A 24,741-nucleotide genomic window follows, 5' to 3' on the forward strand; every position below is an offset into this window, starting at 1 on the left:
GGCAATAAATAGCAATCGTTTTCCTCGCCCCTGCCTTTTTATTCAATTTCCAACTTTTCTATCTCGTATAAATCATTTCGATATACAAAGCCTCTCTGCCAGACTGCATAAATTGTTATCAATGTTAATTAAAAGCAAACAATTGGTTATAAGGGGAGAATGAAATTATGCGCGTCATCACTCTGGCGGGGAGCCCTCGCTTTCCTTCTCGCTCCAGTGCGTTACTGGAATATGCCCGAGAAAAACTAAACGATCAGGATGTCGAAATCTTTCACTGGAATCTGCACAACTTTACCCCGGAAGACCTGATCTATGCCCGTTTCGACAGTCCGGCGCTGAACACATTTATCGAACAACTGCAGGATGCTGACGGGCTGATTGTCGCAACCCCGGTCTATAAAGCCGCTTACTCTGGCGCACTGAAAACGCTGCTCGATTTGCTCCCCGAGCGGGCGCTGGAAGGAAAAGTGGTTTTGCCGTTGGCGACCGGCGGCAGCGTGGCGCATTTACTTGCCGTCGATTACGCGCTGAAACCGGTACTGAGCGCATTAAAGGCCCAGGAAATCCTGCACGGTGTGTTTGCCGATGATTCACAGGTGATTGATTATCAGCATAAACCTCAGTTTACGCCCAACCTTCAGCAGCGTCTGGACAGTGCGCTCGATACCTTCTGGCTGGCGTTGCATCGTCGCGATGTCCAACTTCCTCAACTGAACACCCTGCGAGGTGCCGCTCATGCTTGATTTTCTCAGGCGTCACACGTCATGGCTGGCACTGACCGGGCTGTTGTCGCTGTCAACGCTGGGGCATGCCGCAGAATCGGCCCCCGATGCCCTGCGTATTGGTTACCAGAAAGGAAGCGTCAGTATGGTGCTGGCCAAAAGCCATCAGCTACTCGAGAAACGCTATCCGCAGACTAAAATCTCGTGGGTCGAATTCCCGGCTGGACCGCAAATGCTGGAAGCACTCAATATCGGCAGTATCGATCTCGGCAGTACCGGTGACATTCCGCCGATCTTCGCCCAGGCAGCCGGGGCCGATCTGGTTTACGTGGGCGTCGAGCCGCCCAAACCGAAAGCCGAAGTGATTCTGGTGCCAAAAAATAGCCCGATCCAGAGCGTCGCGCAGCTTAAAGGACATAAAGTCGCCTTCCAGAAAGGCTCCAGCGCCCACAATTTACTGCTCCGGGCGCTGCAACAGGCCGGACTGAAATTTACCGATATTCAACCGACGTATCTGACTCCCGCCGATGCGCGAGCGGCCTTTCAGCAAGGAAACGTGGATGCGTGGGCTATCTGGGATCCCTATTATTCCGCCGCGTTACTGCAAGGTGATGTACGCGTACTGAAGGACGGCTCAGACCTCAAGCAAACCGGTTCGTTTTATCTCGCCGCCCGTCCTTATGCCGAGAAAAATGGCGCTTTTGTACTTGGCGTACTGGATACCTTTAGCCAGGCCGATGCGTTAACGCTCAGTCAGCGCCAGCAAAGCATTACCCTGCTGGCCAAAACCATGGGGCTGCCCGAACCGGTGATTGCGTCTTATCTGGATCACCGTCCGCCAACCACCATTGTGCCAGTCAACGCCTCTGTTGCTGCCCTGCAACAACAAACCGCCGATCTGTTTTATGACAACCGTTTGGTACCGAAAAAAATCGATATTCGCCAGCGTATCTGGCAACCCACTCAGCAGGCAGGAGAAAAATTATGAGTCTGAATATGTTCTGGTTTTTACCCACCCACGGTGACGGTCATTATCTTGGAACGGAAGAAGGTTCGCGCCCGGTCGATCACAGTTATCTGCAACAAATCGCGCAAACGGCCGATCGTCTTGGATTTACCGGCGTCCTGATCCCAACCGGTCGCTCTTGCGAAGATGCCTGGCTGGTCGCCGCTTCGATGATCCCGGTCACCCAGAGATTAAAGTTTCTGGTCGCGCTGCGCCCAAGCGTCACCTCGCCAACGGTTGCCGCACGTCAGGCTGCTACGCTCGACAGACTCTCAAATGGCCGGGCGTTATTTAATCTGGTGACCGGCAGCGATCCGCAGGAGCTGGCAGGCGACGGCGTGTTCCTCGATCACACAGAACGATATGAAGCCTCTGCTGAATTTACTCAGGTCTGGCGGCGACTGCTGCAAGGTGAAACGGTGGATTTCAACGGCAAACATATTCATGTTCGCGGCGCGAAGCTGTTTTTCCCTCCCGTACAACAACCCCAGCCACCGCTTTATTTCGGCGGCTCGTCTGATGTCGCACAAGACCTTGCTGCCGAGCAGGTTGATCTCTATCTGACCTGGGGCGAGCCCCCTGAGCAGGTGAAAGCGAAGATTGAACAGGTGCGAGCCAAAGCGGCGGCGCTCGGGCGCAAGATCCGCTTTGGTATTCGTCTGCATGTGATCGTACGGGAGACAACCCACGAGGCGTGGCAGGCAGCGGATCGTCTGATAGCCCACCTTGATGACGACACCATTGCCAAAGCCCAGGCCGCCTTCTCAAGAACGGATTCGGTTGGTCAGCAGCGAATGGCTGCACTGCACAATGGTAAACGCGACAAACTGGAAATTAGTCCGAACCTGTGGGCAGGCGTTGGACTGGTACGCGGTGGTGCGGGTACCGCGCTGGTCGGAGATGGTCCGACTGTCGCGGCGCGTATCAACGAGTATGCCGCGCTGGGAATCGACAGCTTTGTGTTGTCCGGATACCCACATCTGGAAGAGGCATACAAGGTTGGCGAGCTGCTGTTCCCGCATCTGGATGTTGCTATACCGGAAATTCCGCAGCCGCAATACCTGCAACAACAAGGTGAAGCGGTGGCAAACGAATTTATCCCGCGCAAAGTCGCGCAAAGTTAAGGAGCGGCTAATGGCAACGCCGAAAAACAGATGGTTATTACGCCTCGCGCCCTGGTTTTTACCGGTAGGTTTGGTGGCGCTCTGGCAGCTCGCATCTTCAATGGGCTGGCTGTCCACTCGCATTCTGCCCTCTCCGGAAGGTGTTATCGAAGCTTTCTGGACGCTTTCCGCCAGTGGCGAGCTTTGGCAGCATCTGGCCATCAGTTCCTGGCGCGCGCTGATCGGATTCTCCATCGGTGGATCGATTGGCCTGACACTGGGACTTATCAGCGGTCTTTCGCGTTGGGGAGAACGCCTGCTGGACACCTCGGTGCAGATGCTGCGTAACGTACCGCATCTGGCGCTGATCCCGCTGGTGATTTTGTGGTTCGGCATTGATGAATCCGCCAAGATCTTTCTCGTGGCGTTGGGCACGCTGTTCCCAATTTACATCAACACCTGGCATGGGATCCGTAGTATCGATCGTGGGCTGGTAGAAATGGCGCGCAGCTATGGATTATCCGGCTTTTCACTGTTTGTTCATGTGATCCTCCCCGGCGCCCTGCCCTCGATTATGGTCGGCGTGCGTTTTGCTCTCGGGCTGATGTGGCTGACGCTGATTGTGGCGGAAACTATTTCTGCCAATGCAGGTATTGGTTACCTGGCGATGAACGCCCGCGAATTGCTGCAAACCGATGTGGTCGTGGTGGCCATTATTCTCTACGCCCTGCTCGGCAAACTTGCCGACGTCAGCGCCCAATTGCTGGAGCGAGTCTGGCTACGCTGGCATCCGGCTTACCATGTAAAGGAGGCTACCGTATGAATACCGCTCGCCTGAACCAGGGTACACCGCTGTTGCTGAGCGCCGTGACAAAACAATACGCCGCCAATACAGTGCTCAATCAATTAGATTTGCATATTCCGGCCGGACAGTTTGTTGCCGTGGTTGGCCGCAGCGGCGGTGGTAAAAGTACTTTGCTGCGTCTGCTGGCAGGGCTGGAATCGCCGACCTCAGGCGCATTACTTGCCGGAACCACCCCACTGGCGGAAATTCAGGATGATACGCGTATGATGTTCCAGGATGCGCGTCTGCTGCCATGGAAGACGGTTATCGATAATGTGGGCCTGGGTCTGAAAGGTCAGTGGCGCGATGCGGCCCGAGATGCGCTGGCCGCAGTTGGGTTGGAGAGTCGTGCTCGCGAATGGCCGGCTGCGCTGTCCGGTGGACAAAAACAGCGTGTGGCCCTGGCGCGGGCATTAATTCATCGCCCCGGTTTGCTGCTGCTGGACGAACCCCTCGGCGCTCTGGATGCCCTAACCCGCCTTGAAATGCAGGATCTGATTGTTTCTTTATGGCAAGAGCACGGCTTTACCGTACTGTTGGTCACTCATGACGTCAGCGAAGCGGTGGCAATGGCCGATCGCGTATTGCTGATTGAGGATGGAAAAATCGGGCTGGATTTAACGGTGGATATTCAGCGCCCCCGCCGTTTGGGATCGGTACGGTTAGCCGATCTGGAAGCGGAAGTGTTGAACCGGGTTATGAAACGCGGCAAGACGGAACAACCGATCCTTCGACATGGATAACCGCTCAGAAAACCAGGCCCGGTAGCGCTTACCGGGCCTTTTGCCGGATGGCGGCGTTACCGCCTTATCCGGCCTACTAAACTACAGGTCAACATTTCAGGCTAACGCTTTGTCAATCTTCTCGAACAGATCGCCGGAGAGATTCTCCAGACCTTTCAGCTGTTCCAGCGCCGCACGCATTTTCGCCTGACGTTTTGCATCATAACGTTTTAAGCGAATCAGCGGCTCAATCAGACGTGACGCCACCTGCGGGTTACGACTATTAAGCTCAGTCAACATGTCGACCAGGAACTGATATCCACTACCATCTTCCGCATGGAATGCCGCCGGGTTGCTACCTGCAAAGGCACCGATCAGCGAACGGATTCGGTTCGGGTTACTCATACTGAAAGAGCGATGCTTCAGCAGGCCGCGTACCGTTTCCAGCACGTTTTTCGCCGGGCTGGTGGATTGCAGGATAAACCATTTGTCCATCACCAGACCGTCATGGTGCCACTTATCGTCATACTCCTGCATTAGCGCGTCGCGACAAGGTAGCTGCGCCGCCACTGCCGCGGATAGAGCCGCCAGCGCATCGGTCATATTGTTCGCTTCACGATACTGCTTGCTTACCAGCGTGTCAGCCAGATGGGTTTCGCCAAAGGCCAGGAAACGCAGGCAGGCATTGCGCAGCGTACGCTTGCCAATATCGGCATGCTCAACGCGGTACTCATCAAGATGATTAGCGTTATAGATGGCGAGGAATTCATCTGCCAGCTCGGCCGCCAGCGTGCGGGTTAACGCTTCGCGTACTTCGGTTATCGCCACCGGATCGATGATGTCGAACAGTTCGGCTATTTCATTTACTGAAGGCAGCGTCAGGATCTCTGCCGCCAGCGCCGGATCGATTTTCTCATCCAGTAAAATTGCGCGGAATGCATCAGCCACGTGTACCGGCAGCGACAGTGGTTGTCCCTGCTGATGACGGGCAACGTTAAGCTTAATATAGGTCGCCAGCAGGCTTTGCGCCGCGTCCCAACGAGAGAAATCGTTACGCGCATGACGCATCAGGAAGGTCAGCTGCTGATCGCTCCATTTGTATTCCAGTTTTACCGGCGCGGAGAATTCGCACAGCAGCGCCGGAACCGGCTGGAAGTAGACGTTATCAAAGACAAACGTCTGCTCTGCCTGGGTGACGTTGAGTACAGAATTCACCGGGTGCCCGCCTTTTTGTAGCGGGATCACTTTCCCTTCGTTGTCATACAACTCGAGGGCGAAAGGAATATGCAGCGGCTGTTTTTCGGCCTGATCCGGCGTGGCCGGCGTGCGCTGGCTGATCGTCAGCGTGTACTGCTCAGTTGACGGATTGTAGTCATCACGCACGGTCAGAATCGGCGTACCGGACTGACTGTACCAGCGGCGGAAATGGGAGAGATCAACGTTAGAAGCATCTTCCATCGCCTGCACGAAATCATCACAGGTTGCAGCACTGCCGTCATGACGCTCAAAGTAAAGTTGCATCCCTTTCTGGAAGTTAGCCTCACCGAGCAGGGTGTGGATCATACGAATGACTTCAGCGCCCTTTTCGTACACGGTCAGGGTATAGAAGTTGTTCATTTCAATGACCATATCCGGACGGATAGGATGCGCCATCGGGCTGGCATCTTCAGCAAACTGCAGACCACGCATGGTGCGCACATTGCTGATGCGGTTTACCGCGCGTGAGCCGAGATCGGAACTGAACTCTTGATCGCGGAACACAGTTAAGCCTTCTTTCAGGCTCAACTGGAACCAGTCACGGCAGGTCACACGGTTGCCGGTCCAGTTGTGAAAATACTCATGACCGATAACGCGCTCAATATCGAGGTAGTCTTTGTCGGTGGCGGTATCGGTACGTGCCAGCACATATTTGGAGTTAAAGATGTTCAGACCTTTATTCTCCATCGCGCCCATGTTGAAGAAATCCACAGCGACAATCATATAGATGTCGAGGTCATACTCGAGGCCAAAGCGCTCTTCATCCCATTTCATGGAGTTTTTCAGCGAGGTCATCGCCCACGGCGCGCGGTCAAGGTTGCCGCGATCGACGTACAGTTCCAGCGCCACTTCACGCCCGGAACGGGTGATAAAGGTATCGCGCAGAACGTCAAAATCACCGGCTACCAACGCAAACAGATAGCACGGTTTCGGGAACGGATCTTGCCACTGTACCCAGTGACGACCATTTTCCAGTTCGCCCTGCGCCACACGGTTGCCGTTGGAGAGCAGGAACGGATATTGGGTTTTATCGGCGATAATTTTGGTGGTAAAACGCGCCAGAACATCGGGTCTGTCGAGATACCAGGTAATATGGCGGAACCCTTCCGCTTCACACTGGGTGCACAGCGCTTCGCCAGACTTGTACAGCCCTTCCAGCGCGGTATTGGGCGCTGGGCTAATTTCATTCACGATACGCAGTGTAAAACGTTCCGGCAACTGACTAATGACCAGAGCGCCCTCTTCTTCTTTATACTCTGTCCACGGCTCGTCGTTCACGTGGATCGACACCAGGGTCAGATCTTCGCCATTCAGGCGCAGGGGCACATCGGACGCGCCATGACGGACAGCCTGGCTCACTGCGGTGACCACGGTTTTTTCAGCATCCAGGTCAAAGGTCAAGTCAATATCAGTAATCTGGTAATCCGGCGCACGATAGTCGTGACGGTATTTGGCTTGTGGCTGTTGTGTCATAAAAAAACCTTTAGCATCTTTAATAGAGTCTCGGCTTCAGTCTATTCCTGTTGCGTAAATCGCGCTACGCAGAATGTTCATCTTTTCAGGCACAAACACCCTTTTTGCTACATTTTCATAACACGTGGCACGAATTGCCCTCGACCAGAAAGAGAGCTTATGGTGTGATCGGGGTTCAATAAATCGCTAAACAGGGTATACTCCAGCGGTTTTCTTAGTTGTTTATTGTACTAAACGCTCCCGTGAGAGGATGCTACTGCGCACCTATGACACAATTCGCTTCTCCTGTTCTGCACTCGCTGCTGGATACAGACGCTTATAAGTTGCATATGCAGCAAGCCGTTTTTCACCACTACTATGATGTACAAGTAGCGGCTGAATTTCGTTGCCGTGGCGATGACCTGCTCGGTATTTATGCCGATTCTATTCGTGAGCAGGTGAATGCTATGCAGCACCTGCGACTGCAGGAGGATGAGTACCAGTGGCTCTCCGGCCTGCCTTTCTTTAAAGCTGATTACCTCACCTGGTTACGTGATTTCCGCTATAACCCGGAACAGGTTCACGTCACCAATGATAACGGCAAGCTAAACATCCGCTTAACCGGTCCGTGGCGTGAAGTGATCATGTGGGAAGTCCCTCTGTTAGCTGTGATTAGCGAACTGGTACACCGTTACCGTTCACCTGAATCAGGCGTCCCGCAGGCACTCGATGAGCTGGAAAGCAAACTAGTAGAATTCTCTGCTTTAACGAAAGATGTCGATATGTCCCGCTTCCATTTGATGGATTTCGGTACGCGTCGTCGTTTTTCGCGCGAAGTACAGCAGGCTATCGTTAAACGCCTGCAGCAAGAGCCCTGGTTTGTCGGCACCAGTAACTACGATCTGGCCCGCCGCCTGTCATTAACCCCAATGGGTACGCAGGCGCATGAGTGGTTCCAGGCTCATCAGCAAATCAGTCCAGAACTTGCCACCAGCCAGCGCGTAGCCCTGGCAGCCTGGTTAAATGAATACCCTGATCAACTCGGCATTGCATTGACCGATTGCATCACCATGGACGCATTTTTACGCGACTTTGGCGTTGAGTTCGCTACCCGCTACCAAGGGTTACGCCATGACTCAGGCGATCCGGTGGAATGGGGTGAAAAAGCCATCGCCCATTATGAAAAACTGGGTATTGATCCGCTAAGCAAAACGCTGGTCTTCTCAGATAATCTCGATCTGAAAAAAGCGATTGAACTCTACCGCCACTTCTCTTCCCGTTTACAGTTGAGTTTTGGTATTGGGACACGGCTAACATGCGACATTCCGCAGGTTAAGCCACTCAATATTGTGATCAAGCTGGTGGAATGTAACGGCAAACCGGTGGCGAAGTTATCTGACAGCCCGGGTAAAACCATCTGCCACGATAAAGCATTTGTTCGTGCACTGCGCAAAGCCTTCGATCTCCCGCATATCAAAAAAGCCAGTTAAGCCTTCCAGGGAGCCATTTTGGCTCCCTTTTTCGCGTTTATTTCCGAAATCTTTCACTCCAGCTACGAATTCTGCTTGTCTGATTGCAGATGCCAGGTAACATAGGTATCCCCCCATTACGGGTGGACATGTGTTTATATATCCGACTATTAACAGAGAGAATATTATGAGCGTTGTGCCTGTAGCCGACGTACTCCAGGGCCGCGTAGCCGTTGACAGCGAAGTCACCGTGCGCGGATGGGTGCGTACCCGCCGAGATTCAAAAGCTGGCATCTCCTTCCTCGCCGTTTATGACGGTTCCTGCTTTGATCCTGTACAGGCCGTCATCAATAATTCTCTGCCCAATTACAATCAGGACGTACTGCGCCTGACGACGGGTTGTTCAGTTATCGTAACGGGTAAAGTCGTTGCATCTCCTGGACAAGGACAGAGCTTTGAAATTCAGGCCACTGAGGTTGAAGTAACGGGCTGGGTTGAAGATCCTGACACTTACCCAATGGCAGCTAAGCGTCACAGCATTGAGTATCTGCGTGAAGTGGCGCACATGCGTCCGCGTACCAACATGATTGGTGCGGTAGCGCGTGTACGTCATACGCTGGCGCAGGCTCTGCATCGTTTCTTCCACGAGCAGGGTTTCTTTTGGGTATCGACTCCGTTGATCACCGCTTCCGATACGGAAGGTGCCGGTGAAATGTTCCGTGTTTCTACGCTGGATCTGGAAAACCTGCCGCGTAACGATCAGGGCAAAGTCGATTTCGACAAAGACTTCTTTGGTAAAGAGGCCTTCCTGACCGTTTCCGGTCAGCTGAACGGTGAAACCTACGCCTGCGCCCTGTCTAAAATTTATACTTTTGGCCCGACATTCCGTGCAGAAAACTCTAACACCAGTCGTCACCTGGCAGAGTTCTGGATGCTGGAACCAGAAGTGGCTTTTGCTGACCTGAATGATGTTGCAGGCCTGGCTGAAGCGATGCTGAAGTACGCGTTTAAAGCCGTACTGGCAGAGCGTGCGGATGATATGAAATTCTTCGCTGAACGTGTCGACAAGGACGCGATTTCACGCCTGGAACGTTTCATTGACGCTGACTTCGCGCAGGTGGATTACACCGACGCGGTAAGCATTCTGGAAAAATGCGGTAAACAGTTCGAAAACCCGGTTTACTGGGGTGTGGATCTGTCTTCTGAGCATGAACGTTACCTTGCTGAAGAGCACTTTAAAGCGCCGGTGGTAGTGAAAAACTACCCGAAAGATATCAAAGCGTTTTATATGCGCCTTAACGAAGACGGTAAAACCGTTGCTGCAATGGACGTACTGGCCCCGGGAATCGGTGAAATCATCGGTGGTTCTCAGCGTGAAGAGCGCCTGGACGTGCTGGATGCCCGTATGCTGGAAATGGGTCTGAACAAAGAGGATTACTGGTGGTATCGCGACCTGCGTCGCTACGGTACCGTTCCGCATTCCGGCTTCGGATTGGGCTTCGAGCGTCTGATCGCTTACGTCACCGGCGTACAGAACGTCCGTGATGTTATTCCGTTCCCGCGTACTCCACGTAACGCCACCTTCTAAACGTGCGTTATTGTTTCAAAGGCCAGCATTGCTGGCCTTTTTTATACCCTTTTAGTGCTATCTGGATACCCATCTCACGTTAAACACAACCTTTCAATCCCCTCCACCTGTTACGTAATATTTCATCGCAACACATTTGCACAAAAAATAATCAGCAATTTTATTGTGGATTAGCATTTTCTGATTAAATAGTACATTTTTTAACCTCTCGCACGGCATTCCAGACGTCCAAAAATCGTTACCTGTAAAATCCGAACTTTCCGGCATAACGGATAAAAAATGACCTTAGCAAAATTAAACATAAGAAAATCATATAAATAGAAATAAAAACGAGAATTTTAAGCGCAGGGGCATTCGAAGTTTGACGCTGTTCACAAAGTTGCACAAAAATAACATCTTGTTACACATTTTTTCTTTTTGAAACTAAATCTTTATATTTGTAGCACTTTGACGGTAGCGAAACGGTAGTTTGAATGGAAAGATGCCTGTCAGACACATAAAGACACCAAACTCTCATCAATAGTTCCGTAAATTTTGATTGACGGAATTTATTGGCGGCAGTGGCAGGTGTCATATAAAAACCGATGAGGGTAATAAATAATGATGAAGCGCAATATTCTGGCAGTGGTTATCCCTGCTCTGCTGGTAGCCGGGGCAGCTAACGCTGCAGAAGTTTATAACAAAGATGGCAACAAAGTAGACGTATACGGTAAAGCCGTTGGTCTGCACTATTTTTCCAAGCACAACGGTGAAAATGCCTACGCTGCTAACGGCGATCAGACATACGCCCGTCTTGGTTTCCTCAGATTAACGACCAACTGACCGGTTACGGCCAGTGGGAATACCAGTTCAGCGGCAATAACTCCGAAGGTGGTAGTGACGCTCAGAACGGTAACAAAACTCGTCTGGCATTTGCCGGTCTGAAATTCGGCGACGCGGGCTCCTTCGACTACGGTCGTAACTACGGCGTCGTATACGATGCACTGGGTTACACCGATATGCTGCCAGAATTCGGTGGTGATACCGCTGCTTCTGACCAGTTCTTCTCCCAGCGTAACGGCGGTCTCGCAACCTACCGTAACGCCAACTTCTTCGGTCTGGTTGAAGGCCTGAACTTCGCCGTTCAGTACCTGGGCAAAAACGAGCGTGATGACGTTCGTCGCTCTAACGGCGATGGCGTTGGCGGTTCTATCAGCTACGAATTCGACGGCTTCGGTATCGTAGGTGCTTATGGTGCGGCTGACCGTACCGATGCCCAGCAGAACCCGGCTCTGCGCGGCCATGGCGACAAAGCTGAGCAGTGGGCGACTGGCGTTAAGTACGATGCGAACAACATCTACCTGGCGGCGAACTACAGCGAAACCCGTAACGCTACCCGTATCTCTAACGGTTATGCTAACAAAACTGAAGACGTACTGTTGGTTGCTCAGTACCAGTTCGACTTCGGCCTGCGTCCGTCCCTCGCCTATACCAAATCTAAAGGTAAGGACATTGAAGGTATCGGTGACGTAGATCTGGTGAACTACTTCGAAGTGGGTGCGACTTACTACTTCAACAAAAACATGTCCACCTATGTTGATTACATCATCAACCAGATCGATTCTGACAACAAACTGGGCGTAGGCTCTGACGACACCGTAGCAGTCGGTATCGTTTACCAGTTCTAATAGCAGACCTCTTTGTTAAATGCCTATAAAACAGGACTTCGGTCCTGTTTTTTTATATCTGCTAGCGAATTCTTGCGTCTTAAAAAAACACCTCAGCTTTTCGTCAGTAACGGTTGGCATTTTGTAAATCTACCGTTAACCTGATAGCGGACTTCCCTTCTGTAATCACTATGGAACCTCGTCATGTTTGAGAACATTACCGCCGCTCCTGCCGACCCCATTTTGGGTCTGGCTGATTTGTTTCGTGCCGATGACCGCCCTGGAAAAATAAACCTCGGGATCGGTGTATATAAAGATGAGACAGGCAAAACGCCGGTGCTGACCAGCGTTAAAAAAGCCGAGCAATATATACTGGAAAATGAAACCACCAAAAATTACCTTGGCATTGACGGTATTCCAGAGTTTGGTCGCTGCACTCAGGAATTACTGTTTGGTAAAGAAAGTTCGCTGATCAACGATAAGCGTGCACGTACCGCACAGACCCCTGGCGGCACTGGTGCACTGCGTGTGGCAGCTGATTTCCTGGCAAAAAATACGTCGGCTAAACGCGTATGGGTGAGCAATCCAAGCTGGCCGAACCATAAGAGCGTCTTTAACTCTGCAGGCCTGGAAGTTTGTGAATACAACTATTACGATGCAGCAAACCACTCGTTAGATTTTGATGCGCTGCTGGCAAGCCTCAGCGAAGCGCAGGCTGGCGACGTAGTGCTATTCCACGGCTGCTGCCATAACCCTACCGGCATCGATCCTACGCTGGAACAGTGGCAAACACTGGCTCAGATGTCTGTCGAAAAAGGTTGGTTACCGCTGTTTGACTTCGCATACCAGGGCTTTGCCCGTGGTCTGGAAGAAGATGCAGAAGGTCTGCGCGCATTTGCGGCTCTGCACAAAGAGCTGATCGTTGCCAGCTCCTACTCCAAGAACTTTGGACTGTACAATGAGCGTGTAGGCGCCTGTACGCTGGTTGCTGCCGATGCTGAAACCGTTGACCGTGCGTTCAGCCAAATGAAATCAGCCATTCGCGCTAACTATTCCAACCCACCAGCACACGGTGCATCCGTAGTGGCCACGATTCTGAGCAACGACGCGCTGCGTGCCATCTGGGAACAGGAACTGACTGATATGCGCCAGCGCATTCAGCGCATGCGTTTACTGTTTGTGAATACGTTGCAAGAGAAAGGTGCAAACCGCGACTTCAGCTTTATCATCAAACAGAACGGCATGTTCTCGTTTAGCGGCCTGACCAAAGAGCAGGTTCTGCGTCTGCGTGAAGAGTTTGGTGTCTACGCTGTCGCTTCCGGACGCGTAAACGTGGCAGGAATGACGCCAGACAACATGGCGCCGCTGTGCGAAGCGATTGTTGCAGTACTGTAATCTATCGCGCACAAAAAAGGCCGCAAATGCGGCCTTTTTATTTATTAAACGAATTACCAGACAGGCATTTCATCTTGCAGGAACGGGTTATGTAGCCGTTCGTTACCCAGCGTAGAAAGTGGGCCGTGCCCCGGAATAAACGTTACGTCATCGCCTAACGGCAATAGTTTACGTTTAATCGAATCGATCAGTTGGCTGTGATCACCGCGCGGGAAATCGCTGCGCCCTACGCCACCTTTGAAAATCACGTCACCAGAAATCAGTAACTTTGATTGCTCATCAAAGAAGACCACATGTCCCGGTGTATGACCCGGACAATGCAGAACCTGTAACGTCACGTTGCCAACGCTTATCCTGTCACCTTCATTCAACCAGCGATCGGGCGTCAGCGGCTCACAATCGCCCAGGCCAAACATGCGGCTCTGAGCAGGGAGTCCCTGTAACCAGAACTCATCTTCTTTTTCCGGGCCAATAACCGGTACACCATAATGCTGTGCCAGTTCAGCCGCCGCGCCTACGTGATCAAGATGACCATGGGTAAGCAGGATCTGCATAAGCGTCAGACCGCTGGCATCCACTTCCTGTTTGATTTTCTCGGCATCGCCGCCGGGATCGACCAGCGCGGCCAGACGAGTCTGCTCACACCAGATTAGCGAGCAGTTCTGGGCGAAGGCAGTGACCGGAATAATACGATAGTTCATACAGCTCCTGTTTCATTAAGCTTATGGATCACCAGTGCCGTGCAGGGCCGGTGTCAATATGCACAAAGTTACTGCTGGGGTAGTATCCTACACCACCTGCGCGCATAGATAACGCAGCTTTGCGAATATTACTTAATGCGATGCCTTCAATATGGAAATCCATGGCCTGACCTTTAGTGTGGTAGCTTTTCTTGGCCACACCACGGCTACGTGCACGGAGTTCATTATTGGTATCGATAGAGCGATAGCCTGAAATCAGCTGTACGGGTTTACGCGTGCCCAGCAGGCCCTGCAGACGGAAGAGTTGATCAAACAGTCCCGGGTCAATGGATTTCACTTTATTGGCCCGAAAATCACGGAAAAAGTGGTTAAGTTTTGCTAATTCGTCCTGAATATAGCCCCTGCCATCAAAAAACTCTGCTTTTATTGACTCACCGGTATGCAGGTTATTCAGAGTCAATATACGCGGACGTGGGGTAGAGAGTGTTGCAAACGCAGGCGTAGGCAAGATGGCAGCGCCGAGGGCAATACCACCAAGCGCCAGCAGTTTGCGGCGATTAGCGTCAAATTTGTCCATGGTATTAAGGTCTACAAGGTCAATGTTATCGTATGTATGCTCTAGCGCACGCGGGAAACCTTATCTGGCTAAGTAGTCCACGTCAAGGCTCCCACCCCCAGGAAATACGGGGCTCACAGCCATTTTGCCCCGTTTCCAGCATAACTTACGACAATCATTTTCCTCGAACTGCTTCATTTATCTGATTAATTGCTCGGCTTTTGACACAATTTGTGCGCTGGATCGCGCTGTCAGATCGTAATTGTAAATATCTGTACGATACTGCGTGCGCCCATCAGGGCCGACAAATGCGGTCAGATAGTAGAGGTTGACCGGGATATTCTGGCGAATATTCACGTACCGCGTATCCCCTTGCTTCAGGGCATCCGAGATGCGCGTATCATTCCAGCCCGCATCCTGTAGCAGCATATTTGCCAGCTCAGAGGCCTTATTCACCCGCACGCAGCCGGAGCTTAATGCCCGCGTATCCTTCTGGAACAGATTGTGGTTCGGCGTGTCGTGCAGATAAATAGCGTCCGAACTCGGCATGTTGAATTTATAGCGTCCGAGCGAGTTACGCGCTCCCGGAGCCTGCTGGAAGCGGAACGGCAGATTGGAGGCAGTGATGGTAGCCCAGTCTACCTGCCACGGATCTATCGTTTCTTTGCTGTTCCAGCCGCGCAACACGGTATAACCGTGACGCTCAAGATACCCCGGATCATTCCAGACCTTAGGCAGGATATCTTTTCGGGCCAGCGTTGGCGGCACGTTCCACGGCGGGTTAACGACTACGTTATTCAGCGCGCTGCTCATCATCGGCGTTTTACGATCGGGACGCCCGACAATAACGCGCGAGGCCAGCACCTGATTGCCATTCTGATAATAAACCAGCGAATAGGCAGGAATGTTCACCATGATACCGGTAGACAGCTCACTCGGCAGCAGGCGCAAGCGCTGAATATTTAACGCCAGCACGCCCGCACGCTGAGCAGGCGTCACGTTCAGCCAGTCACGTGTGGCTGGGCCAATCGCGCCATCTGCGCCAAGTCCCTGCCACGTCTGAAAACGCTTTACCGCATCAACCAATTCACGATCGTAGGTGCCACGACCTTCTTTGCCAGACGTACTGACGGCAGGCTCCAGCATCCCGGTTCGGCGCAAAATTTCACGCAGCGCGGGGATGTCATTACTCCACTCCCCCGGACGCAGCGTTGCTGTACTGATGAGCTGCGGCCAGGGACGTGTATCGCCCACCAGCTTGAGCAGTGATTCATGCATGGCTGCATACTGCGGATGTTGAGGCGCAAGGCTGGTCACAAATGAAGTCAGTTGACCGTTATCCAGTGCGACCTGCCACTGGTTGATGACGGAAATCGGCGGCGTCGTTAGCGCATAGGGCTTATCGCTGTAAAGCCAGCGATTACCTTTGACAGGGATGTTAGCGATAAAGTGCAGATACCCCATCATCGCATCAGAGAGCACGATGTCTCTCGCCTGACCGGTTACTGCCGGGTCAGTCAGAAGTGCAACCCAGGTAGTGAACTGCGGCTGAAAGCCGGCAATTGCGACCTCGGCTAACTGTTGCTGAAATGCCTTTACCGCATCACGATTTTCCCACATCGGCTTCATTTCGCGTGCGGCATACAGCAGTTCCAGCTGGCTCATGTAAACCGGCGTATAACCTGCTGGCAGTTGAGAGTGTATTTCGGCGCGGGCTTTATCGACAGACACGCCTTCTGGCAGCGGTTGAATACCCGCCATGATAGCCGTCGCAGAAGATTGAACCTGCGGCTGCGATAACGCTGTTGGCTGTTCACTGACGGTCGCAGAGCTATCGCCAGGGATCATTTCAGGCTCATCGGCCTGAGCATTGAACAGTGGAGCGAATGTTACGGCCAGGCACAAACTGATTGCCGACAGCCGACGACCACACATTTTATTAAGCAACATCCCTTGCCCCCTGTTTTCTTTATCATACTCTGAATAGCCAGGCCGTCTGTATTCCCCTTTATTCTGACGAGGGTCGGACCTGTAAAACGCCAATACAAACTGAAGTATGACGAGCAAGCCTGTGACGCGTTAGGCTCACCTTTAGTATATAAACATCAAAAACTTTTTGCCTAACCTAATGTAAAGAAGTCTAAAGAAATTACACCAGGCATGAAGTCTTTTCGGAAAAAGATAAGGCGGCCATGTAGCCGTAATGCCAGTCAGTTAGCGCCTCAGTTTCAGTAAACTGGCGGAGGTAAAGAACATGCTATCTCGGAAATAGAGTTCCGTTCACCTCATGCTCATTGTTTCTCTGAAACACGGATTCCCGTGAACGTGTAAAGGGCGTTCTCCGCCACGCCCTTTACAATCCCGGCTCCCGGCGGGAAAATTGTTGCTACGCAATACCCTCCGCTTATTCCTCCTGGCTACCGGGCCGGGCGCGAGGAAGCGTCCCTGCAAAGCGCGCCCTGAGCCAGCATCCATGCTGGCTCTCCCGGCCTTACGGAAACACGTCGGCAATTTTCAGCCGGACCAGCCCACACCTGACCATCTGCGTTTTTGTTTAAACAGCAAAACAGCTTTTACTGAAAGTCAGGGCATTGAAGCGATGACCCCTGTCCGGCTGAAAATCGATGAGGCGTTGACGTCTGCCCGGGACTGCCCGCAGGGATGCGGGCAGAGGGGATGGCCTGCATGGATGCAGGCTCGGCCCCGACCCGACAGGCAGACGGCATAAGACGAATAACTCGCGCAGCGACGATTTTCCCGCCGGGAGCCTGGGTTGCAAGGGAGGTGGCGGTGAGCCTCCCTTGCACGTTCACAGGTATCTGCGCTTCAGAGAAATGACACCACTGAGGTGAACGGAACCCTGAGCAAGAATCACATGTTCATCATACATGCTTAACTGATGAGCATTAGCCATGTAGCCGCCTTTTTACTTATTACTTAGCTTGCCTGCGAGGAGGCATCTTCAGTCCCCGGCAGTGGTTCCGGTAACTGAGGCGCAAATCCGCGCAGCCCCACCACGTGAACGTGTTCGGTGTTCTGGAAGACTTTACGCACCAGTTTGTAGGTGGTGCCTTTCTCTGGGCTGATGTTTTCCGGCGCAGCGATAATCAGCTGCATCTGCAAACGCTCACACAGCTCAAACAAGGTCGCAATAGAACGCGCATCGAGTCGTGCAGCTTCATCAAGGAACAGCAGGCGGCAAGGAGAGATATCTTTCCCGCGCAATCTGCGGCCTTCATCTTCCCAGCTTTGCACCACCATCACCAGAATAGACATCCCGGTCCCGATCGCTTCACCCGTTGACAACGCACCAGACTCAGCACGCAGCCAGCCGTCAGAGCCACGGTTAACCTCAACTTCCATTTCCAGATAGTTACGATAATCCAGCAGCTCTTCACCAATGGTTTGTGGCGTGCGTTGCCCCATGTCTATCTGCGGATTCAGACGCTGATACAGCTTCGCCAGCGCTTCTGAGAAGGTCAGGCGGTTGCTGTTAAACAAATCCTGATGCTGTTCATGCTGCTCTGAAAGTACGTCCAGCAAGGTAGCATGTGTTTCACGCACATTGACGTTCAGGCGAACGCTGTTGACCTGGCCAAACGACACGCTTTGCAGCCCCTGGTTCAGCATGCGAATACGGTTCTGTTCACGCTGAATGGTCTTACGAATAATGTTCGCCACGCTGCGTGAGCTGATCGCCAGCTTCTGTTCGCGTGAGGTTAACTCTTCCGTCAGACGGCTCAGCTCAATCTCCATCTGTTCAATGGCTTCAACCGGATCATCGGTACGAATAATATCCTGGCGAATACGTTCACGCAGATGCTGGTAAACCGCGACGAAGAACTGAATTTTGCGCTCTGGACGTTTTGGATCTTCAGACAGACGCAACACATCGCGCAGGTGCTCGTTATCCGCAACCGCCAGACGTAGCGCACCGAGCGCCTTATCCGACATCGAACGCAGTTCGTCACCGGAAAGATAGGCCAACTCGCGGCGGTGCAGACGACGTTCCACACCGTTATCTTTCACCATCCGCATGACTGCACACCAGCCGGCTTTGGCGGTGACTACCTGCTCGCGCATTTCATGATAATCACGTTCCAGCTTGCGCAGTCTGCGGGTCAGGTTTTCCATCTCCGCTTCGCAGAAGGTCAGTGCTTTCTCAAGTTGGTTGCGGCGTGCACGGTTGTTGCTGAGCTGCGCATGCAGTTCGTCACGGCGAATACGCGCGCGCTCTTCGGCACCGCTGTCCGCACGAACGCCGATATCCTGCAGTTCACGTTGTAAATCGTTAAGCAGCTCTTTTTTGGTGTCATAAGAGCTTTTCAGCGATGCCATGACCTGGTTGTACTGGCTTAACTGTGCGGCGTGGCTGCGCAGCGCTTCACGAGCGCGGGTACGTTCGGCTTCCGCCTGTTCCAGGCGTTCACGCAATTTTTCGTTCAGATCGCTATTGCCGCTCAGCATTTCGGCTGAGTCGGAATAACTAAAGTGCGCCCGACGCTGTACGACTTCGGTCAGCGCAAAAGCCTGCTGACGCGCATCGCGCTGCATCTGCTGGGAATACGCATAGTCTTCCTTCAGCTGTTCAAACTGCTCAGGGTCATTTTGCAGAACCGAAACGATAGGTTCCAGTTTCGCCAACTGATTGCCATGTTGCTGTACAAAACGCGCGGCTTCCTGAGCTTCATCCAGACGCTCGCGAATTTCGTCTACGCGATCGGCTAGCGTATCATCTGCCAGCAGATTCAAGCGCGGCAGCAGGCGGTTCAGCGCAGAGACGCCCTCTTTCGCCTGTTCAAACTGCATACGGCTTTGCTGGTTATCATTTTCATGATTGGTCAGCGCACGTTCCAGTTCAACACGACGGCTATTCAGTTGGCGAATTTCCGCTTCTGGATCGGCTTCAAACGCCACCGACAGATGGCTGCCGATAAAGCGACTGAACGCCTGATGCAGACGTTGGGTTTTCTGGACGTCAAAGGAGAGCGTGGCGAAACGTTCAGACAGCCCTTCACGCTCGGCATGCAGGGTTTCGATACGGCTTTCACGTGCTGCACGCCCAAAAATAGGCACCGTCGGGAAGCGAGAATAACGCCACTGACGCTCGGCAGTTTTCACCACCACCGCATTTTCCAGTTCATCAACGCTGAAGACGCTGTCATCAAACGACTGCGGATCCCCTTCGATGAAATAGAGATCTTCCGGGCAATCCGTCAGCCCTTCAAGCTGTTCGGTAATCAGCGACAGATCCGGTACCACAATGGCATGACGCGAAGGACCGTATAGCGCAGAGAAGTACGGTGCATCTTCAAGGCTAACGTCATCATAAATTTCTGACAGCAGTACGCCGCCAAAGCGTTCCGCCAGCGCGTTCAGACGCTGATCTTCCGCCCCGCCCGGCTGACTTAAACGTTCAATCTCTTCATCAACTGCATTTTTACGTGCGCCGACTTCATCACGCTCAACAATGGCCTCACGCTCGCGCTCCAGCAATTGTTGCAGATACTCGGTCACTTCCTGGCTGGAGGTAAACTCTTCGCCACACTGCTCGCTAAGCTGATTCAGGCTATTTTGCGCAGCCAGCCAGACAGGTGCCCGCTTCATCAAATGCTGAATACGGGATTGTAGTTGTTCCTGCTCCTGACGCAGCGTCATACGCTGTTCGCTGGCAGACGAGACGCTGTCCGACAAGGCGGCGATGCGCGCTTCCAGCTCCTGGTGCAGCGCTTCCAGCTCATCGATATCGAACTGTTTACCCTGACGCTTGCAGAATTCGGCCAGCAGACGCTCGGCATCCTGCTGTTCGCGCAGACGCTGCTCCAGTTCGCTCAGTCGCATACGCAACGGCTGAACCTGTTCTGCCAGGTGGCGCTGTTCCACGCCTTCGCGCAGCAGTTCACGCGCCACGCTCCAGGCTTCACCGCGCGCCAGCGGGCCGTTGATAGCCGCCACCAGCTGATAAGCCTGTTCGAACTGGCTATGCGCGGTTTGCGCCACGCTCATTTTTTGTTCAAGCGTCAGCAGTTTTTCAGTGGCTTCCTGCTCTTTGGCCTGGAAAGTCTCCAGCCATTCGGCGGCGCTGTCGGCTGTCAGGTCCGGTAAGTGGCAGAGTTCTTTCGCCCGGTTTAGGGCCTGGATCGCCTGAGTATACTGGATGGCTCGCGTTTGCTGGACGTCCAGCGCTTGCTGGTAATCTGCAAGCTGGCTTTTCAGCTCATCCACTTCCAGCTCAGCGGCTTCTGCGCGGGCTTCGTTTTCATCCTGGCGGTCAACGGCTTCCGCGACCACCTCGTTTTGTTCTTCAAGACGGACCTGCAATTCTTCGAGATCCGCCTCGTAGCGTTCAATTTTTTCCTGCTGACGCAGCGCGGTTTGCACCAGATTCAGGTGATCGCTCGCGGCCTGGTAATCAGCTTCCAGATCGCCTTCCGCACCGTTGTGTTCACCCAGTTCACGCGCCATATCCACGTGTTTGTACTGCTCTGCCGCCAGCTGCTTGCGCGAGGTATACAGTTCACGACGATATTCCAGTGCTTTATCCAGATGGATGCGACGTTCATTGGCGTGGCGCATATAATCTGCGGCCACATAGTTGGTCGCTTCACTGATTAAATGCTTAAACAGGTCGCGGTCAGACTGGGTTACGCGAATCGCTTCCAGCGTCATACGATTTTCACGCAGCGCGGCTTCCATATCCTGGAACGCTTTACGTACGCCGCTGTTTTCCGGCAGCAGGTAGTCACGCAGTGAACGGGTAATGGCGCTGGAGATCCCGCCGTACAGCGAGGCTTCAATCAGACGGTAGAATTTACTACGATCGGACGCAGAGCGCAGACGACGGGCAATGATGCCCAGATCGAACATCAATGAGTGATAATCGGTTATTGAGTTGAACTGCTTAAACTGCACGCCTTCCATCTCATCAAGCTTCTCTTTCAGCTCAGGTAGAGACAGTACGCGCGCCTGGCGTTCGTTCAGCGTTTCCGTCACCAGTTGGGTTGGCTGTACCGACATCGGCAGCCCCTGAATGGCAAACGGTTTGATATCCACTTTGCGATCGCGACCAGCAACCTGTTGCAGACGCACCCCCACGACCACGCGCTGATGACGCGAGTTGAGGACGTCGAGCATTGAATAACAAACCCCTGCTTTCAGCTTACCGTGCAGACCTTTATCACGTGAACCGCTGGTTGCACCGGCTTCGGTGGTGTTACGGAAATGCAGCAGGGTTAAGTCCGGAATGAGCGCCGTAACAAATGCCGCCATGGTGGTGGATTTACCCGCACCGTTACCACCGGACAGCGTGGTGACCAGCTCATCGAGATCAAACGTACGGGCAAAAAAACCATTCCAGTTAATCAGCGTAAGTGAGCGAAATTTACCGCGTTCAATCATTATTCTTCTTCTCCACTGTCCGGCTGATTCTCTTCGGGCTCATCGTTGAGCTGCAGACGGTTCTCGACCGCCATCGCTTCACCATCACGAATTAAGCGACGCTGTGCTTCACGCGGATCGTCACCGCTACGCACATCCGCGCCAAAGCGGAAGACAGATTCCGTAATACGGAATTTGCTGCTGTCGTGGCCCAGAAACCACACCATGCCTAAGCGGCGCAAGCGGTTGAGCGAAGAACGCACTTTTTCCTGTAGCTTCTGGCGGTCAACGTCAGAACCGGTTGAACGGTTGTTCACCAGCTTCAGTAACTTCGCTTCATCTGCCAGCGTTAGCAGCTCGTCGTACAGCTCTTGCTGGGTAAAAATCCCTTCGTTCGCCAGGCGTTCCGGGCTGAGATAGAGATAGCAAAGAATTTTACCCACCATCATGTCCAGTTCTGACAGGACCGAACGCGGAATGAGCGTCGTTGAACGCGGACGAAGGTAGAAGAACCCTTCCGGCGCACGGATCAATTCCACGTTATAGCGGCTGTAAAACTCTTCAAAATATTCCTGAAAATCCATCAGGAAGGCATGATTATCCAGTTCATCCAGACCGATATGGCGGCCCGAACGTAAGGCACTATCCAGTGCCGGAAATAACGGATTCGCCAGCGCCTGCGCCAGCTTTACCGGCATCACTTGTTCAATATTTGTCAATGACATGCGCCTGTACCTTGGCTCCGTAATCATTAATCGGCTGCCATTTGGCTGGCAGTCCGGTGAAGTCTGCTTGCGCTACGCCAAGGCGTACCGCCTGATCGATAACAATACGCGCGACGTCGAAATGACGCGCACGTGGGTATTGCGCCAGATACTCGCGCACTACCAAACCGAGATCCAGTGGTGTTTGTCTGGATTTGTAGATAGCCAGCTGTTCTTCGATGATCGCCGCCAGCTGCTCACGGATCTCGTTAAATTCTTCATATTCCAGGTCTTCCGGAAGTTCACCGGTGACCTCTTCGTCACGCAGCACCATCTCCTCGTCACGCATATCCAGCAGACGATCGGCGTTGGCATAGGTCAGCGCCCATGGGTCGTCAAAGTAGGTCTGCACGGACTGACGCAGACGCTGGGCGAAGACGCGGTTTTTATCCATGTCGATCGCGGTACGGATAAATTTATGCACGTGACGATCGTAGCCGATCCACAAGTCAATGGACTGCTGGCCCCAGCTAATAATGCGGTCGAGCTTGCTTTGTAAATCAAACACCAGCCGATCGACAAAATGCAAATCGTCATGCGTCATCGTGGCGTCCTGGATGCGTAACAGGTTAGCCTGCAGCTTATCCCCTGCCGCTTCCAGCGTATCTTGCAGTTCACGCAGCGTACCAGATGTTTCAGACAGCAGCATTTCACAGCTGGAAATCGCCGCCCGCCAGTCTTTGTTTAGCAACTGTGCGATGTCGTCTTTTACCTGCTGCTGCTGTTCATCCATGATGCGCTGGGTCAGATCGATACTGTCGAAAATCTCCGCCACCGAGTATTTCAATGGCGCATAGACGTTGCGATGCCAGTGGAACTCATCACCACCTTCCGCTGCCGCATCCGCCGCGCGCTTCAGTTCGCCTGCCACAATTGACAGCTGCATAGAAAGACGCAGCGTAGAGAATTCGCGCTGACGAATATAGTAATCTGTGATGCCAATCCCGAGCGGCGTTAAACGGTAAATGGCGTTGCCTTCAGCCTGCTCGCTGGTAAAGCGGTTCAGCAGACGTTGACGCACCATATCGTTGATCGCGTTGTTGGCGCGGACGCCGATGGTTTCGCTGGTTTGCTCAAACGCATCACTCACATGGCGGAACGCATCCACCAGTTCACCTTCACTCATCTCACCGTCAAGTCGCTCACCGTTCAACGTGGCGATCGCCAGCAGGAACGAAAGTCTGTCTACCGGCAGAGAGATGGAGAAGTCATTTTTTCTGGCCCAGGCAACCAGTTCGGGGACTGTCTGGGAAAATTCACTCATAGGTTATCCTTGCATCTGCGGCTCGGGCCGGACGTTTAATCGCGGTGACATGAATATAGCGCCCAAGGCTGATATACGGTTCCTGGCGGCAATAACGTGTTTCTATTTCTGTTAAAGCATCAAAACAGTCATGCTGTTTTTGTTTATCACGCAGATAATCATGAAACACCCTCACGCCCGTTTTACCGGTTATCTCCCAGCCAATCTCCTCCAGCCAGCCATAGACCTGCTGAGGGTCGCGCGGAAAATCGGGAGACAACGTGCGCCGTTTCTTTTTATACATTCCCTGCTGTACATAGCCGAAATTACCGACCAACACATTACGCATCAACAGACCGTTTGCATTGTAGAACATCAGCGATAAAGCACCGCCCGGGCGTAACATCGACCACAATGTTTTTAAGACGGCTTGCGGATCGGCCACCCATTCCAGCACAGCATGAAACAATATCAGATCAACCTGAGAATCCAAATGCTGTGGGATGTCCTGAGCGGCACAATGTATAAAATGCATGTTGTCGCTCACACCTTGCTCTTCTGCCGCCCGTTGCGCTCGCGCCACCATCTCAGCAGAAAGATCGCACAAGGTGACGTGATGGCCCCGCTGCGCCATCAGAATGGCTGTCTGCCCTTCTCCGCCACCCGCATCAAGCACACGCAACGTTTGGCCCGCGTAGTCGGCAAGAAGTTTGTCCAGATCCTGCCAGAGGATCGTCTGACGAAGCTGACCTTTGGTGGTGCCGTAAATGTTACGGGAAAACTTCTCTGCAATGTCATCAAAATTGCGATCCCGCATCGGGCTCTCCACATGCTGGCTTTAGGGTGACTAAGTAAAACCGCTATTTTGTCACACCCACGCCGAGAATGAACCTTCC

The 24,741-nt window shown here is 52.9% G+C and carries 16 protein-coding genes and 1 pseudogene; 9 read left to right on the plus strand and 8 right to left on the minus strand.

Annotation, left to right across the window (positions count from 1 at the left end; all coding sequences use genetic code 11):
• Window positions 1-167: 167 nt before the first annotated feature.
• The 5 genes from ssuE to ssuB are packed head-to-tail and all read left to right on the plus strand — an operon-like array spanning window position 168 to window position 4,418.
• Complete coding sequence (ssuE, locus tag ACHHZ7_RS00300; protein ID WP_060682461.1) at window positions 168-743, plus strand: NADPH-dependent FMN reductase; 576 nt, start codon at window positions 168-170, stop codon at window positions 741-743.
• Entirely contained in the window at window positions 736-1,710 is a 975-nt protein-coding gene (locus tag ACHHZ7_RS00305; protein WP_048235698.1) for a sulfonate ABC transporter substrate-binding protein, read from the plus strand. The genes ssuE and ACHHZ7_RS00305 overlap by 8 nt, the downstream gene beginning before the upstream one ends.
• Window positions 1,707-2,852: an FMNH2-dependent alkanesulfonate monooxygenase gene (ssuD, locus tag ACHHZ7_RS00310; RefSeq protein WP_008784276.1), complete on the plus strand. Its 1,146-nt coding sequence runs from the start codon at window positions 1,707-1,709 to the stop codon at window positions 2,850-2,852. The genes ACHHZ7_RS00305 and ssuD overlap by 4 nt, the downstream gene beginning before the upstream one ends.
• Window positions 2,853-2,862: 10 nt before the next feature.
• The gene (gene ssuC / locus ACHHZ7_RS00315) at window positions 2,863-3,654 is read left to right on the plus strand and encodes an aliphatic sulfonate ABC transporter permease SsuC (protein WP_395148419.1); all 792 of its coding nucleotides are present in this window, start codon (window positions 2,863-2,865) and stop codon (window positions 3,652-3,654) included.
• Window positions 3,651-4,418, plus strand: a complete 768-nt coding sequence (ssuB, locus tag ACHHZ7_RS00320) for an aliphatic sulfonates ABC transporter ATP-binding protein (protein ID WP_060682462.1) — start codon at window positions 3,651-3,653, stop codon at window positions 4,416-4,418. Before ssuC ends, ssuB begins: the two co-directional genes overlap by 4 nt.
• A 96-nt stretch (window positions 4,419-4,514) precedes the next feature.
• Here the strand turns inward: ssuB and pepN are convergent, their stop codons facing one another.
• Window positions 4,515-7,127: an aminopeptidase N gene (gene pepN, locus ACHHZ7_RS00325; RefSeq protein WP_060682463.1), complete on the minus strand. Its 2,613-nt coding sequence runs from the start codon at window positions 7,125-7,127 to the stop codon at window positions 4,515-4,517.
• Between the two features lie 266 nt (window positions 7,128-7,393).
• Between pepN and pncB the strand changes: the two genes are divergently transcribed.
• From pncB to aspC, 4 genes and pseudogenes are all read left to right on the plus strand, one after another.
• Complete coding sequence (pncB, locus tag ACHHZ7_RS00330; RefSeq protein ID WP_060682464.1) at window positions 7,394-8,596, plus strand: nicotinate phosphoribosyltransferase; 1,203 nt, start codon at window positions 7,394-7,396, stop codon at window positions 8,594-8,596.
• Window positions 8,597-8,762: 166 nt separating this feature from the next.
• Window positions 8,763-10,163: an asparagine--tRNA ligase gene (gene asnS, locus ACHHZ7_RS00335; RefSeq protein WP_020996514.1), complete on the plus strand. Its 1,401-nt coding sequence runs from the start codon at window positions 8,763-8,765 to the stop codon at window positions 10,161-10,163.
• Between the two features lie 600 nt (window positions 10,164-10,763).
• Window positions 10,764-11,830: pseudogene (gene ompF / locus ACHHZ7_RS00340) on the plus strand (porin OmpF).
• A 183-nt stretch (window positions 11,831-12,013) separates the two neighbouring features.
• A complete protein-coding gene (gene aspC / locus ACHHZ7_RS00345; protein WP_003831950.1) occupies window positions 12,014-13,204 on the plus strand; it encodes an aspartate transaminase in 1,191 nt (396 codons plus the stop codon).
• Between the two features lie 53 nt (window positions 13,205-13,257).
• On the opposite strand, the gene ACHHZ7_RS00350 is transcribed toward aspC, so the two are convergent.
• The 7 genes from ACHHZ7_RS00350 to cmoM all read right to left on the minus strand — a co-directional run bounded on the left by ACHHZ7_RS00350 (window position 13,258) and on the right by cmoM (window position 24,662).
• Window positions 13,258-13,905 carry an MBL fold metallo-hydrolase gene (locus ACHHZ7_RS00350; protein ID WP_003831949.1) on the minus strand — a complete coding sequence of 216 codons (648 nt, stop codon included), beginning with the start codon at window positions 13,903-13,905 and terminating at the stop codon, window positions 13,258-13,260.
• A gap of 28 nt (window positions 13,906-13,933) precedes the next feature.
• The gene (locus ACHHZ7_RS00355) at window positions 13,934-14,482 is read right to left on the minus strand and encodes a YcbK family protein (protein WP_003831948.1); all 549 of its coding nucleotides are present in this window, start codon (window positions 14,480-14,482) and stop codon (window positions 13,934-13,936) included.
• Window positions 14,483-14,659: 177 nt separating this feature from the next.
• Complete coding sequence (ldtD, locus tag ACHHZ7_RS00360) at window positions 14,660-16,411, minus strand: L,D-transpeptidase (protein ID WP_060682465.1); 1,752 nt, start codon at window positions 16,409-16,411, stop codon at window positions 14,660-14,662.
• 987 nt (window positions 16,412-17,398) lie between these two features.
• Window positions 17,399-21,859 carry a chromosome partition protein MukB gene (gene mukB, locus ACHHZ7_RS00365; RefSeq protein WP_060682466.1) on the minus strand — a complete coding sequence of 1,487 codons (4,461 nt, stop codon included), beginning with the start codon at window positions 21,857-21,859 and terminating at the stop codon, window positions 17,399-17,401.
• Entirely contained in the window at window positions 21,859-22,563 is a 705-nt protein-coding gene (mukE, locus tag ACHHZ7_RS00370; protein ID WP_003035809.1) for a chromosome partition protein MukE, read from the minus strand. Before mukE ends, mukB begins: the two co-directional genes overlap by 1 nt.
• Window positions 22,544-23,866: a chromosome partition protein MukF gene (gene mukF / locus ACHHZ7_RS00375; RefSeq protein ID WP_057067096.1), complete on the minus strand. Its 1,323-nt coding sequence runs from the start codon at window positions 23,864-23,866 to the stop codon at window positions 22,544-22,546. The genes mukE and mukF overlap by 20 nt, the downstream gene beginning before the upstream one ends.
• Window positions 23,859-24,662, minus strand: coding sequence for a tRNA uridine 5-oxyacetic acid(34) methyltransferase CmoM (gene cmoM / locus ACHHZ7_RS00380; protein WP_003035803.1), 804 nt, complete (start codon window positions 24,660-24,662; stop codon window positions 23,859-23,861). The genes mukF and cmoM overlap by 8 nt, the downstream gene beginning before the upstream one ends.
• Window positions 24,663-24,741: the final 79 nt, after the last annotated feature.

Origin of the sequence: Citrobacter freundii complex sp. 2024EL-00216, assembly GCF_043945515.1 — a bacterium.
GTDB classification, from domain to species: Bacteria; Pseudomonadota; Gammaproteobacteria; order Enterobacterales; family Enterobacteriaceae; genus Citrobacter; species Citrobacter portucalensis.